Raw genomic sequence first — 14,319 nt, 5'->3', positions numbered from 1 at the left:
GAGTACCGCTCATATTGCTAATCTGCGCACTACTTCAACCTAATTTTTTCGTTTTTTTCTACTTGAATCACTTGACCGTCCTAAACAATCAACGTAATCGAACCGAATTTTATATCCCCAATCAGTTCTTGCATGTGCTTCACTAAGCCCTCATCCTGGTTTTGTTTCACTTCCATCTCCTCTTCCTCCTCACGTTAAAATAAAAAAACTTTCTTTCAGTCCGAAAGAAAGATGAGGAAGCTCACGATTTCCTTATCTTTCAAAATAGAATCATTTTGCAGGAAGTGGCACCTTACGAATCGCAGGTTGCCGGGTTTCATCGGGCCAGTCCCTCCACCTCTCTGGATAAGAGTTTTAATTTGTATTAAATATTAACACAATTCAAACAAAAGTCAACCCGACTTTATTGATAGGATTAGTTTTTATTTAAATTTGAGTCTATTTTACTATTTTTAACCAAATGAAAAAGCTGTGCGAGTGGCACAGCTTTTAAACCGTTTCTTCCATCCAAGATTCAGAGGTAGGATCTTGTCTCCAGCGTTTTAGTTTATTCATAGCAGAAGGTTCGATCGCTTTTAGCTCAAGAGCCACGTCTGTCAGCGTGTCATAGTCTGTTAGTGTGACATATGGAATGTTTTTCTCTTGAAAAGCAGCAGCTGCTTTTGGCAGGCCGTATGTGAAAATTGCAGCAACTCCGAGTACGTCACAGCCTTCGTCTTGAAGAGCCGAGACCACTTCAAGCACGCTCCCACCAGTTGAAATGAGGTCTTCTACGACAACAACTTTTTGACCAGGCGATACGGCTCCTTCAATCTGATTCCCTTTTCCGTGTGCTTTTGGCTTACTTCTGACATAACACATCGGCACGTTCAGGCGGTCTGCAGCTAATGCGGCATGCGGAATGCCCGCTGTTGCAGTGCCAGCGACAACCTCCGCTCCCTCAAAATGAGTGAGAATCAAATCTTTTAGACCTTCAGCGATGTCGTGTCTCACTTCCGGGTACGACAAAGTCAGGCGGTTATCACAGTAAATCGGTGATTTGATGCCGCTTGCCCACGTAAACGGTGTGTCTGGTTTTAATGAGACAGCTTTGATTTGTAGTAGATGTTTAGCGATTTTCGTTTTCATCCGGCAGTCACTCCCACTCTTTCAAAATTTGATGATAGGCTTCTATTGGACTTTCAGCTTTCGTGATGGATCTTCCGACAACAATTTGTGAAGCACCTTGCTCTTTTGCAAAGGCAGGTGTCGCGACACGCTTTTGGTCATCGGTTTGATCATTCGGCAAGCGAATCCCTGGTGTCACAGTGAGAAAGGAAGGTGAGATGTGCTCATGAAGGGCTTTAGATTCATGAACAGAGCAAACAACACCGTCGAGTCCACTTTCATATGCCAATTGTCCGTAATGCAGCACAGTCTCTTGCAATGGACGATCAATGAGTAATTCTTTGTTCATCATGTCTTCTGACGTACTTGTCAGCTGAGTCACAGCAATAATGCCCGGGCGGCTTTGTCCAGCAGGCGTCCCGCTTTCAAGTCCCTCTACCGCAGCCTGCATCATTCGTTTCCCGCCAGCTGCATGTACATTGACTAAATCAACGCCAAGTGCAGCAAGCCGGTTCATCGCTTTTTGCACCGTTGTTGGAATGTCATGTAATTTCAGATCAAGAAATATGCGGCAATCTTTTTCTTTCAGCGCGTCAAGGATGGCTGGACCTTCTTGGTAAAACAGCTCCATACCAACCTTCACAAATAATGGTGCTCCTTCAAAGGGTTCTAAAAAGGCAAGTGCCTCCTGCCCTGATGGGAAATCAAGCGCGATGATGGGCAAGTGCTTCATGTTTCCAGCTCCTTCCGATACATTCCTCTACAGATGAATAACCATAAGCCGCTAACACATTTGGCAGCTCGTCAATGATTTCTGGGCAAATAAAAGGGTTCACAAAATTGGCTGTGCCAACAGCTACTGCACTTGCACCTGCTAGTAAAAATTCAAGTACATCTTCAGCACTTTGCACCCCGCCCATCCCAATAATCGGAATAGAAACCGCCTGACTGACCTCATGCACCATTCGAACAGCGACAGGTTTTATAGCTGGACCTGATAATCCGCCTGTTTTATTGACAAGGATGGGCTTCCCAGTTTTTAAATTTAAACGCATGCCAATTAAGGTATTAATCATGGTAAGCCCATCCGCTCCAGCAGATTCAATCGCTTTAGCAATCTCAACAATATTCGCCACATTAGGAGACAGTTTCACATAGACAGGAACGGAGGAGACTTCCTTGACCGCTTTTGTCAACGACGCCGCCATGTTTGGGTCTGTACCAAATGCGATCCCGCCTGTTTTGACATTCGGACAAGAAATATTTAGTTCAAGGGCATGGACATTCTTTGCTTGGCTGATTTGTTTTGCTACTTCGACATAATCATCGACCTGTGAGCCAGCAACGTTTGCAATAATGGGGGTATCAAACTGCTCAAGCCAAGGCAATTCATTTTCGAGCACGCCTTTTAGACCTGGATTTTGAAGGCCGATCGCATTCAGCATACCGGCTCCAGTCTCGGCCACCCTCGGTGTCGGGTTGCCAAATCTCGCTTCAAGGGTAGTGGCTTTGATCATGATGCCGCCCAGCATGGATAAATCATATAATGAAGCAAATTCTCTTCCGAATCCAAAGCAGCCTGATGCAGGTATAATCGGGTTCTTTAAAGATAAGCCGGGTAACTCCACGTTTAGCATGACAATGCCACCTCCTCTGCTTTAAATACAGGTCCATCAAGACAGACTTTGACGTAAGGTTTTTCGTGCTGATCGGTATGACAGACACAAGCAAAACACGCACCGATTCCGCAGCCCATTCGTTCTTCCATTGAAATGTAGACAGGCTTATCAGGATACGTGTCTTTCAGTGCTTTTAGCATAGGTGTCGGTCCGCAGGAAAGCAGCACATCAAAGCTCAAATCATTTTCTTCGATCACACCTGTCACAAAACCTTTTGAGCCGTATGTTCCATCAACGGTCGCGATATAAGTATCGCCAAGTGCTTGAAATTTCTCCTCGTAAAATACATCCTTTTTCGATTGAAAGCCGAGGACATGCTTCACGATAACGCCTTTTTTCGTTAAACGCTTGGAAAGCTCATATAGAGGCGGTACTCCAATTCCTCCACCGACTAGTAATGCCGTCTGCCCAGGCTGGACAACTGAAGGGTCATAACCGTTCCCAAGCGGCCCTAATACATCGACTGATTCTCCCGCCCGCTTTTGGGAGAGGAGCTTTGTGCCCTCTCCTTCTGCGCGGTAAATGATGGTTGCTTCTTTTTGCTCGGCATGAATGTTGGCAATACTGATCGGTCTTCTCAGCAGCGGTGTCATGGATTCACTGACCTTTATATGAAGGAACTGTCCAGCCGTTTGAAATGAGTCCACAAGGTCACCTTTTAATGTCATTTCGTAAATATGATCAGCGATCTCTCGGTTTGAGACGACCGTCAAGTATGCTTTTTTCATATCGTTACTGTCACCTCAGCATTCGTTTTCACTTCTGGCATTTCGTCTGCTCTAAATGTCATGCTCTCAAGCACTCTTAAAATGGCTTCTGCTGTATCTAGTGACGTTAAGCAAGCCACTCCATTTTCAACAGATTCACGTCTAATTCTAAAGCCGTCTCTTGCCGGCTGCTTTCCTTTTGTCAGGGTGTTGATGACAAATTGAGCTTCCCCGTTTCGAATGACATCGAGAAGGTTTTTGCCTTCTTCTCCTATTTTGCCGACAACACTTGATGGAATGGAGGCTTGTTTTAAGTAATTCGCCGTTCCTTCTGTCGCTAAAATATGATAACCGATGGAATGGAATCTTCTTGCAATCTCTAGCCCTTCTTCTTTATCCTTGTCAGCGACTGTGAGGAGAACCGTTCCGTCATTTGGAATTTGTATCCCTGATGCAATCAACCCTTTGTAGAGGGCTTTTTCAATTGTGACATCTTTCCCCATAACTTCACCTGTTGATTTCATTTCAGGCCCGAGTGTAATATCCACTCTTCTTAGTTTTGCAAAAGAGAAGACTGGGACTTTGACGTACACCCCTTCTTGTTCGGTGTGAAGCCCTTCTTGGTAGCCATAGTTTTTGAGCTTGTCACCTAAAATGACTTTTGTCGCTAGGTTTGCCATTGGAATGCCCGTAATTTTACTTAAGAATGGGACAGTCCGGCTTGAACGCGGATTCACTTCAAGGACGAACACTTCTCCCTTTGATAGAACAAATTGAATGTTAAGCAGTCCAATAATGTTAAGTCCTTTTGCGAGTTTAATCGTGTATTCTGCGATCTTTGCTTTGATCTCATCAGACAATGTTTGCGGAGGGTAAACCGCAATCGAGTCACCTGAGTGGACCCCGGCTCTTTCAATATGTTCCATAATCCCTGGGATCACGACAGTTTCTCCGTCAGACACGGCATCTACTTCAATTTCTTTTCCCGTCAAATATTTGTCAATTAACACTGGGTGCTGCGGATTGACTTTCACCGCATTCTCCATGTAGTGAAGAAGCTCTTCTTCTTGATAAACGATTTCCATCGCACGACCGCCTAATACATAGGAAGGACGGACAAGGACTGGGTAGCCAATCTGATTCGCAATCGCTACCGCCTCCGGCACAGACGTAGCTGTTTTTCCTTTTGGCTGCGGAACGCCGAGTGTTTCTAATGTTTGTTCAAACTTGTCACGGTTTTCCGCGCGGTCAAGGTCTTCAAGCGAAGTTCCTAGAATCTTAACCCCTCTATTCGATAATTCATCTGCTAAGTTGATCGCTGTTTGTCCGCCGAACTGAACAACGACACCTTCTGGTTTTTCAAGGTCGATGATGTGCATCACATCTTCTACAGTAAGTGGTTCAAAGTAAAGCTTATCTGAAATACTGAAGTCTGTTGAGACCGTTTCAGGGTTGTTGTTTATAATGATGGCTTCATACCCTGCTTGTTTGATCGCCCACACAGAATGAACGGTTGCATAATCAAACTCGACCCCTTGTCCAATTCGGATTGGACCTGAGCCTAACACTATGACGCTTTTCTTGTCTGTTCGTTCTGATTCATTTTCATCTTCATACGTACTGTAGAAATATGGCGTCTCTGATTCAAATTCTGCCGCACATGTATCCACCATTTTGTAAACAGGAACGATGCCTGCTTCTTGTCTTAGCTTGTAGACATCCGCTTCCTTCATGTTCCACTCTCGGCTAATATAGATGTCTGAGAAGCCTTTATCTTTCGCTTCTTTTAATACGTCTGTATTGCCTTTCTTTTCTTTTAACGTCTTTTCAAATGCGATGATGCCTTCTAGCTTATGGAGGAAGAAATAATCTATTTTTGAGAATTCATGAATCTGTTCGACTGTGTAGCCTCTTCTAAGCGCCTCAGCGATATAAAATAGCCGCTCGTCTCCTGCTTTGATAATCCGCTTTTCGAGCACTTCGTTTGTGATGTCTGCTTCATCTTTTAATTCAATGTGATGCACATCCGCTTCAAGTGAACGTACAGCCTTTAAAAGAGACTCTTCTAATGTACGGCCGATCGCCATGACTTCACCGGTTGCTTTCATTTGCGTACCAAGACGTCTGTTGGCAGATTCAAATTTGTCAAACGGCCAGCGCGGGATTTTTGATACGATATAGTCAAGTGCTGGCTCGAAGGCTGCATATGTTTTACCTGTGACTGGGTTCATCATTTCATCAAGCGTTAAGCCGACAGCAATTTTCGCTGCAAGTTTTGCAATTGGATAACCTGTCGCTTTAGACGCAAGCGCAGAGGAACGGCTCACGCGCGGGTTTACTTCGATGATATAGTATTGAAAGCTGTTCGGATCAAGTGCCAGCTGTACGTTACAGCCGCCTTCAATGCCAAGTGCACGGATGAGCTTCAGTGACACATTACGAAGCAGCTGATATTCGCGGTCACTTAACGTTTGGCTTGGTGCAACGACAATGCTGTCACCTGTGTGGATGCCGACAGGATCAAAGTTTTCCATGTTACAAACAACGATCGCATGGTCACCGCTATCACGCATAACTTCATATTCAATTTCTTTAAAGCCCGCAATACTCTTTTCAAGCAAGCATTGTGTGACTGGGCTTAGCTTCAATCCATTTTCGACGATTTCCTTCAATTCTTGCTCGTTTGTACAAATTCCGCCGCCCGTTCCGCCTAATGTATAGGCTGGTCTGACAATAACAGGGAAACCGATTTGATTCGTAAACGCCATCGCTTCTTCAAGGTTATGAATGATTTCACTTTCTGGGACAGGTTCATTTAGTTCATTCATCAGATTACGGAATAAATCTCTGTCCTCAGCTTTTTGAATAGCTGATAATTTTGTTCCGAGTACTTCAACGCCGCATTCAGCCAATACGCCAAGATCTGATAATTCAACAGCGAGGTTCAGTCCAGTTTGTCCGCCAAGTGTTGGTAAGATCGCATCAGGGCGTTCCTTTCGAATAATTCGTGTTAAGAATTCTGGTGTCAGTGGTTCAATGTATACCTTGTCGGCCATTTCTGTATCTGTCATGATCGTCGCAGGATTGGAGTTCACAAGAACGACTTCATAGCCCTCTTCTTTTAGTGCTAAGCAAGCCTGTGTGCCTGCATAGTCAAACTCTGCTGCCTGACCGATGATGATTGGACCTGAACCGATGACTAAAATCTTTTTGATGTCTACGCGTTTTGGCATACTTCTTCCCCTTCTTTCTCATTCGTCTGAATCATGTCCATGAACTCGTCAAATAAGTAGTTGGCATCTTCTGGACCCGGTGATGCTTCTGGGTGATACTGTACAGTAAATGCTGGCGCTTCTTTATGTTTTAACCCTTCAATCGTATTATCATTTAGAGCAATATGCGTTACTTCAAGCAAGTCTTCATTAATAGTACTTACCGTGTAGCCATGGTTTTGAGACGTCAAGGTCACCTTGCCAGTTGCTAGTTCTTTGACCGGGTGATTTGATCCTCTATGACCGAATTTCATTTTTTCTGTACTTGCGCCACACGCAAGAGCGAATAACTGGTGTCCTAGGCAAATGCCAAAGAGTGGTAACTTCCCAATCAATTGCTGAATCATTTCAACTGCTTCTGGTACATCAACAGGGTCCCCAGGGCCGTTTGAAAGCATGATCCCGTCAGGCTTTAACTGCAGCACTTCATTCGCAGTGATATTGTATGGCACCACAATGACGTCACAGTCACGTTTATTGAGCTCGCGCAATATGCCGTGCTTCATCCCGAAATCCACAAGCACTATTCTTTTTCCTCTCCCTGGACTTGGGTACGCATTTTTCACAGAAACTTGACTCACTTGATCTGTTGGCAGCTGCAATGTTTGAAGGCGGCGCACAACGTCTTCCACTTGTTCATACGGTCCTGCAAAAGCCCCTCTTAATGTTCCTGCACTTCGAATCATTCTTGTCAGCTTCCGTGTATCGATTCCGCTAAGCCCTGGAATGTTTTTCATTTTCAAGTATTCATCAAGTGAGTATGAAGAGCGCCAATTTGAGGGCTTTTCACAAAGTTCTTTCACAATCAGCCCTTTCACAAACGGTGTGATCGATTCAAAATCATCACGGTTAATGCCATAGTTGCCGATGAGCGGGTAAGTGAGCGTGACAATTTGTCCGCAGTATGATGGATCAGACAAAATTTCTTGATAGCCTGTCATCCCCGTATTAAAGACGACTTCTCCGACTGACGATTCTAAGCTGCCAAAGCCTGTTCCTTCGAATACTGTTCCGTTTTCTAGCACTAAGCGTCTCTTCATTTTACTAGTCTCCCCTCTTCATAAACGACTTTCCCAGATGCAAGTGTCATGACAGGCCATCCTGATACAGTCAATTTGTCAAACGGTGTATTTTGTCCTTTAGATAAGAAGCTTTTTTTATCGATTGCCATTTCTTTGTTTAAATCAATGAGCGTGATATCAGCTGCTTGACCCTCTTCTAGCTTGCCGTATGGAAGGGAGAAGGCTTCTGCTGGTTTGATTGTCATATAATCAACGAGTTCTTTTAATGTCCATTCGCCTGTTTTCACAAAGCGTGTGTACAGAAGTGGGAACGCTGTTTCAAGTCCTACAATCCCGAAAGGTGCACGCTGCATCGTTTCGTTTTTTTCTTCTTCTGTATGCGGAGCATGATCTGTTGCGATGAAATCAATTGTGCCATCTAAAAGTCCCTCGATCAGCGCCTCGCGATCCTCTTTTCCTCTGAGCGGCGGGTTCATTTTATAGTTTGTATCAAGACCCGGGATGTCCGTATCACATAAAAGCAGGTGATGCGGTGAAACCTCAGCCGTTACACGAATGCCTGCTTTTTTTGCATCGCGCACGACTCGAACAGATTCTTTCGTACTGATATGACATACATGATAATGACATTTCGCTGCTTCTGCTAAGAGGACATCTCTTGCAATATGCACCGATTCACAAATTGACGGTATTCCGTTTAACCCATTGGCTTGTGAAAATTCTCCTTCATGAACGCACCCTCCGTAAATGAGCGAGTTATCTTCACAGTGCGCCACAATCGCTTGATCAAGGCTTGCTGCCTTTTTCATCGCTTCGTACATCATGCCTGCTGTTTGGATGCCAACACCGTCATCCGTAAATGCAAAGGCACCAGCTTCTTTTAACGCTGCAAAGTCCGTCATCTCTTCGCCAATTTGCCTTGTTGTAATCGAAGCGTATGGCAGCACTCTCACAGATGAGGTCTTTTCGATTCGATTCATGAGCCATTCCATTTGCTCCTTTGTATCTGGAACTGGCCGTGTATTCGGCATGGCTGCAATCGTCGTATACCCTCCTCTTGCTGCTGCCTTAGAGCCTGTTTCAATTGTTTCCTTTTTCTCGCCGCCTGGCTCTCTTAAATGCACATGCAGATCAATCAAGCCTGGTGACACAAACAGCCCAGCTGCATCAATGACCTCTTCTCCGTCTTCTCTTTCTAAATGACCAATTGCCCGAATCACTTTTCCTTCTACCCTAATATCCTGCTGCACTCTTTCCCCTGTGCTTGTTAAGATAAAACCGTTTTTAATGAGATATGACATAGACAGAATCTCTCCCTTTTTGATGTAGTCTGCTATTTTGAAAAGCTCTTTTTAAAACAGCCATTCGGATATACACGCCATTTTCCATTTGCTTAAAAATCCTTGACTGCTCGGATTCTACTAATGAATCATCAATTTCAACACCTCTGTTTACTGGTGCTGGATGCATAATAATGGCTCGTTTTTTCATTTTGCTCGCCCTGTCTACTGTTAATCCATACGTAGATAAGTAATCGTCACTGCCCATCTTTTCTGCGTGCCGTTCATGCTGAATTCTTAGCAGCATCACCACATCAGAGCGTTTGATGGCTTCATCTACTTGGACATACGTTCCGTGAGGGTTTTGTTCATCTTGGAAGGAGGCTGGTCCTGAAAAGAGCACTGTCGCTCCAAGTCTTGAAAGAACCTCAGCATTCGACCTCGCCACCCTGCTATGTTTGATATCTCCATGAATCGAAATCGTTAAGCCTTCAAACCCGCCAAACTCTTCGAAGATGGTCATCAGGTCAAGCAGTGATTGTGTCGGGTGCTGCCCGCAGCCATCTCCAGCATTGATGATGGGAATCCCTACCTTCCCGATTAGCTCGTTGTAATATTCGTCGGTGCTGTCCCGAATGACACACGCCTTGACTCCAATGGATTCTAGCGTTTTCAACGTATCGTAAAGCGTCTCTCCCTTTTGAACTGAGGTACTTGCCGCATCTAGACTAAGCACATTCATTCCAAGTTTCTTTTCGGCTACTTCGAAGCTAAAGCGTGTTCTTGTACTTGGTTCAAAGAAGAGGTTCGCTACAAATTCTCCAGCTAAGCCATGTTCCTGCTTCCCATTTTTCAGTGCGCATGCTTCTTCAATCAGCTGTAAAATCTCTTCCTTAGATAAGCTGCTCATTGTCGATAGATCATTCATTTTTCTTCCCCCTCTAGTTTTTCATCACTTTCAGGTTCAAAAAAACCCTAAGCCTCGGCAGCTTAGGGTTCTCCAAAAGAAGCAGCGGCACTTTCGCACATTCTGCTCATTTTAGAACCCTTGTCAGCCTCACTGGACTTCTTTTAAAAGGTTTTCTGTATTCGATTCATTTGACTCGTTATCCTCCGCTTTCTGGTGCGGCAGGATTAGATTTAACAGGACGCCCGTAATCGCAGCGAGTGCCATTCCAGATAGTGTGAGGTTGATTTGTTTCACCTCAATGAATGCCCCGCCAATTCCGATGACTAAGATGACAGATGCGATAATGAGATTACGCTTTTCTTCAAAATTCACTTTATGATCAATCAGGATTCTCAGGCCGCTTGAGGCAATGATCCCAAAGAGCAGGAACGAAACGCCTCCCATGACCGCGGACGGCACTGTACTGATTAATGCTGACATTTTCCCAACAAAGCCGAAGCAGATCGCAAAGACTGCTGCTCCGCCGATGACGAAGATACTAAACACTCTTGTGATGGCAAGTACGCCAATGTTCTCCCCATAAGTCGTTGTTGGAGGTCCGCCAATGAGTGAAGCGAAGATGGTCGCCGCACTGTCTCCTAAAATAGAGCGGTGAAGACCTGGCTTTTTAATAAAATCTTGCCCTACGACCTTGCTTAACACCACTTGGTGGCCAATGTGCTCTGACATGGTTACAAAGGCAACCGGCACCATCACTGTGAGAATGCTTAACGTCACAGCAGGTGTATAGTCGACAAATGGTACGACGAAGTCTGGTACAGCAAACCATTTTGCGTCAATGACCGGCTGGAAGTTCACGATGCCCTGTGTTAAGGCAAAGAGATAGCCGCTGATAATACCGATTAATACTGGAATCAGGCTAAGGAATCCTCTTAAAAAGATCATGCTGATAATTGTGACAGCTAGTGTAAAGCCTGCTACCATTAAGTGCTTTAGGCTGTATACAAGCTCGGTCGCATTCGGATCAGCATACATCGCCATGTTGACAGCTGTTCCAGCGAGTCCAAGTCCGATCACCATAATGACTGGTCCTACGACGACAGGCGGCAGAAGCTTCATCAGCCAGCCTGTGCCTAGCCATTTAATGAATAGGGCAATGAGCGCATAAGCCACACCCGCCATGAAGGCACCAACCATTGCGGCTCCAGGTCCGCCTGTTGCTTTGACATTCAATATGGGGGCGATAAAGGCAAAGGACGATCCAAGATACGCCGGAATTTGTCCTCTTGTGATGATTAAGTAAACAATGGTTCCAACACCGCTTGAGATGAGCGCGACTGCTGGACTCATGTCAATGATTTTTGGTACAAGAATGGTCGCACCAAACATGGCAAACAAATGCTGAAGGCTAAGTGATAGCCATGTGAACGGTTTTGGGATATCTCGAATGCCTAGATTGGCTTTTTGCTGACTCATGATTTTCCTCCTAGATGTGTCCTTTTTCATTAAAAAAGCCTCTTTGCGAGTATGCGCAAAGAGGCCTAGAAAAACCGTACACGTCATGTAGCCGTGTGCTCGGTAGCTCTGTTATTGCCCTCTTTGCAAACTCTCTGGAATGCATTTAAAAAGGTTATTTTTCATATATAGCGACAAGGTCGTTTTGATCTACTTCATTGAGCTGAACCATGACTGTTTCTGCTTTTGATGTCGGGATGTTTTTTCCGATATAATCCGCTCGAATAGGCAGCTCCCGGTGTCCCCGGTCGACTAGAACAGCAAGCTGGATAGAAGACGGTCTGCCTACATCCACAAGAGCATCCATGGCCGCTCTTACGGTTCTGCCTGTAAACAGGACATCGTCAACGACGATGAGTGTTTTGTCATTGATGTCAGCTGGAATGTCTGCACCCTTTACAAGCGGGTCTTGGTTGTCTGTCTTTTTTGTCAGGTCATCACGGTATAGCGTAATATCAAGTTCACCCACAGTGACTGGGTTTCCTTCAATTTGCTCGATACGCTCTGCAAGGCGCTTTGCAAGATGAATGCCTCTTGTCTTGATCCCGGCAAGGATGACATCCTTCATCCCTTTGTTGCGCTCAATCATTTCATGTGCAATTCGGGTAAGCGCTCGTCTTATCGCTTGTTCATCAAGAATGACTGCTTTTTGTTCCATCTTCTACACCTCTTTTTGACAAATAAAAAGCCCCTTCTGCAAAGGGCAGAGAGGGGCGTTCATTTGTGCATTCACGTGCACAAATGGATCCGTTATCCTTCTCAGCCTCTCTGGACTGTTTTAAAGAATCTCAATTTCTTTGTTTATTATTTCAGAAAAAGAACGGCCTGTCAATCGTTATTTCTTAATGAATCGATAAAAGCTTGCATATCAGCTGGAATTGGTGCTGTGAACTCGATGTATTCTCCTGTTCTAGGATGGTCAAACCCTAAAACACCTGCATGCAGCAGCTGTCCATTGAAATCGACTGTTTTTCTCGGGCCATATTTCGGGTCCCCCGCAAGAGGATAGCCAATATATTTCATATGAACACGAATTTGGTGTGTTCTTCCTGTTTCAAGACGGCATTCGACAAGGGTGAAATCTTGAAAGCGTTCAAGCACGTCAAAGTGAGTGACTGCCTGCTTTGCGTTTTCTTTTGTGACCGTCATGCTTTGGCGGTCTTTTTTGTCTCTGCCAATTGGGGCATCAATTGTACCTGTATCATGCTGGATGATGCCATGGACAACGGCGGTATATTTTCTTGTGACGGTCTTGGCAACTAGCTGATTGACGAGTGATTCGTGCGCCATATCATTTTTAGCGACCATTAACAGCCCAGACGTATCTTTATCAATCCGGTGGACAATTCCAGGTCTCATCACGCCATTAATCCCTGATAAGTCATTGCAATGTGCCATAAGGCCATTCACAAGCGTTCCTGACACATGGCCTGGTGCTGGATGAACGACCATTCCACGTGGTTTATTCACCACTAGCACATCTTCATCCTCATAATAAATATCAAGATCCATTGATTCTGCTTCTACATCAAGTGCTTCTGGATCTGGAATCTCCACTTTGATTTGATCTCCAGCTTGGACTTTGTAATTCGCTTTCACTTGTTTCCCGTTTACTTCGATGAGTCCATCCTTTACCCACTGCTGGACTTGGGTTCTTGACCATTCTGGTTCTGTCGTGCTTAAAAATTTATCAAGCCGTTCACTTGTTTGTTCTTCTGCAACGGCAATATTTACTTGATTCATGTAGTTGACTCCTTATTTTTCTTTCCATCTAAAAGCATTTGAATGAAGAGCAGAATAACCCCTACACATAGAGAAGAATCTGCAATATTAAAGATTGGATAATGATAATCCCCAAATACGAAATGAGCAAAATCAACCACTTCCTTACGGAAAATGCGGTCGATAAAGTTTCCAATCGCTCCGCCAAGCATTAAGGCCAGCGCTACTCCAAGCAGCTTGTCCTTTTGTCCATGCTTTTGCAAGTAATAAATAATTCCCGCAATAACAACGAGTGTGATCACATAGAAAAACCACATTTGTCCTTGGAGAATACCCCATGCGGCTCCTGAATTTCGGTGAGACGTGATATAAAAGAATCCATCAATCACTGGAATAGAATCTCCGAGCATCATATGTTTGACAATGAGCCATTTTGTTAATTGATCTAAACAAATCATAACGAATGCGATTATGTAATAGAACACACACGTTCCTCCATCTTCATACTTTGATCTTTAAGCATTTTATCAAGAAAACAGGAAGGAGTAAAGAAACTTTAGTTGACAGACAAAAACCTCCCTACATGTGGAAGGCTTCAAAATGAGAATCATTTGAATCGTGAGGATAAGGAGTGAATGCTTTTTTCTCGTATTGCTTATGATATAAAAAGTCGTCAGTCGTGCGGGCTGTAGGAAGAATACTCATTTGTTCAAGTGGGATTGCAAGACCTGTTGCCTCACATACGCCATAGGTTCCTTGCTCAATTTTTGCAATAGCGAGCGACACATCTTGCAGCTCTTCTTTGATGTGATAAAGAAGCGTTGTCGTTTTGGCTTCATCCAATGTGACATGGTCATCAGGTGAACGAAATGATGCATATTCAAACAGTTTAGATTGCAGTTCTTCTTTCATTTGAAGGAGTTCCATGTAAATCGTCTCTAGATCGCCATTCATGTCGCTATTTCAACTCCTGCCCTGTCGTGATAATCATATTGTTACCCCGCCTGATCACTTTAAAGCCATAAGATTTTTCCTTTCGTTCTAAACGCTGTCATTTTCTCAGAATAGAAAACGCCCCGCATATGGCGGGGCGCTAGTTGGTGAT

Annotated in this window: 13 protein-coding genes, 1 pseudogene and 1 riboswitch; all 14 genes and pseudogenes read right to left on the bottom strand. The window is 44.4% G+C overall.

Translation table 11 applies throughout. The features are described 5' to 3' along the window. Positions 1 to 29: 29 nt before the first annotated feature. Positions 30 to 80: pseudogene (locus tag NPA43_RS19240) on the bottom strand (DUF2292 domain-containing protein); the annotation flags it as partial. A 169-nt stretch (positions 81 to 249) separates the two neighbouring features. Continuing rightward, positions 250 to 352, bottom strand: a riboswitch (SAM riboswitch). Positions 353 to 489: 137 nt separating this feature from the next. After that, a complete protein-coding gene (pyrE, locus tag NPA43_RS07400; protein ID WP_230031463.1) occupies positions 490 to 1,128 on the bottom strand; it encodes an orotate phosphoribosyltransferase in 639 nt (212 codons plus the stop codon). 7 nt (positions 1,129 to 1,135) lie between these two features. Next, positions 1,136 to 1,840 carry an orotidine-5'-phosphate decarboxylase gene (gene pyrF, locus NPA43_RS07395; RefSeq protein ID WP_256499541.1) on the bottom strand — a complete coding sequence of 235 codons (705 nt, stop codon included), beginning with the start codon at positions 1,838 to 1,840 and terminating at the stop codon, positions 1,136 to 1,138. Beyond that, positions 1,812 to 2,744: a dihydroorotate dehydrogenase gene (locus NPA43_RS07390; RefSeq protein WP_256499540.1), complete on the bottom strand. Its 933-nt coding sequence runs from the start codon at positions 2,742 to 2,744 to the stop codon at positions 1,812 to 1,814. The genes pyrF and NPA43_RS07390 overlap by 29 nt, the downstream gene beginning before the upstream one ends. Beyond that, positions 2,738 to 3,514, bottom strand: coding sequence for a dihydroorotate dehydrogenase electron transfer subunit (locus NPA43_RS07385; protein ID WP_099725918.1), 777 nt, complete (start codon positions 3,512 to 3,514; stop codon positions 2,738 to 2,740). The genes NPA43_RS07390 and NPA43_RS07385 overlap by 7 nt, the downstream gene beginning before the upstream one ends. Beyond that, a complete protein-coding gene (carB, locus tag NPA43_RS07380) occupies positions 3,511 to 6,726 on the bottom strand; it encodes a carbamoyl-phosphate synthase (glutamine-hydrolyzing) large subunit (protein WP_099725919.1) in 3,216 nt (1,071 codons plus the stop codon). The genes NPA43_RS07385 and carB overlap by 4 nt, the downstream gene beginning before the upstream one ends. Beyond that, positions 6,711 to 7,805 carry a carbamoyl phosphate synthase small subunit gene (locus tag NPA43_RS07375; protein WP_099725920.1) on the bottom strand — a complete coding sequence of 365 codons (1,095 nt, stop codon included), beginning with the start codon at positions 7,803 to 7,805 and terminating at the stop codon, positions 6,711 to 6,713. Before NPA43_RS07375 ends, carB begins: the two co-directional genes overlap by 16 nt. Continuing rightward, positions 7,802 to 9,088: a dihydroorotase gene (locus NPA43_RS07370; RefSeq protein WP_256499539.1), complete on the bottom strand. Its 1,287-nt coding sequence runs from the start codon at positions 9,086 to 9,088 to the stop codon at positions 7,802 to 7,804. Before NPA43_RS07370 ends, NPA43_RS07375 begins: the two co-directional genes overlap by 4 nt. Beyond that, positions 9,072 to 9,995: an aspartate carbamoyltransferase catalytic subunit gene (locus NPA43_RS07365; RefSeq protein ID WP_256499538.1), complete on the bottom strand. Its 924-nt coding sequence runs from the start codon at positions 9,993 to 9,995 to the stop codon at positions 9,072 to 9,074. The genes NPA43_RS07370 and NPA43_RS07365 overlap by 17 nt, the downstream gene beginning before the upstream one ends. 129 nt (positions 9,996 to 10,124) lie before the next feature. Further along, on the bottom strand, positions 10,125 to 11,453 hold the full coding sequence (locus tag NPA43_RS07360) for a solute carrier family 23 protein (protein WP_099725923.1): 1,329 nt from the start codon (positions 11,451 to 11,453) through the stop codon (positions 10,125 to 10,127). 154 nt (positions 11,454 to 11,607) lie between these two features. Further along, positions 11,608 to 12,150, bottom strand: coding sequence for a bifunctional pyr operon transcriptional regulator/uracil phosphoribosyltransferase PyrR (gene pyrR / locus NPA43_RS07355; RefSeq protein WP_024424234.1), 543 nt, complete (start codon positions 12,148 to 12,150; stop codon positions 11,608 to 11,610). 170 nt (positions 12,151 to 12,320) lie between these two features. Beyond that, positions 12,321 to 13,235, bottom strand: coding sequence for an RluA family pseudouridine synthase (locus NPA43_RS07350; RefSeq protein ID WP_099725924.1), 915 nt, complete (start codon positions 13,233 to 13,235; stop codon positions 12,321 to 12,323). Further along, positions 13,232 to 13,699 (bottom strand): signal peptidase II, encoded by a 468-nt coding sequence (lspA, locus tag NPA43_RS07345; protein WP_099725925.1) that lies wholly within the window; start codon positions 13,697 to 13,699, stop codon positions 13,232 to 13,234. The genes NPA43_RS07350 and lspA overlap by 4 nt, the downstream gene beginning before the upstream one ends. A 94-nt stretch (positions 13,700 to 13,793) precedes the next feature. Next, complete coding sequence (locus tag NPA43_RS07340; protein ID WP_099725926.1) at positions 13,794 to 14,168, bottom strand: TraR/DksA family transcriptional regulator; 375 nt, start codon at positions 14,166 to 14,168, stop codon at positions 13,794 to 13,796. Between the last annotated feature and the right edge of the window lie 151 nt (positions 14,169 to 14,319).

The organism is Bacillus pumilus, assembly GCF_024498355.1.
GTDB classification, from domain to species: domain Bacteria; phylum Bacillota; class Bacilli; order Bacillales; family Bacillaceae; genus Bacillus; species Bacillus pumilus_P.
This window is presented reverse-complemented; position numbering and strand designations above follow the sequence as displayed.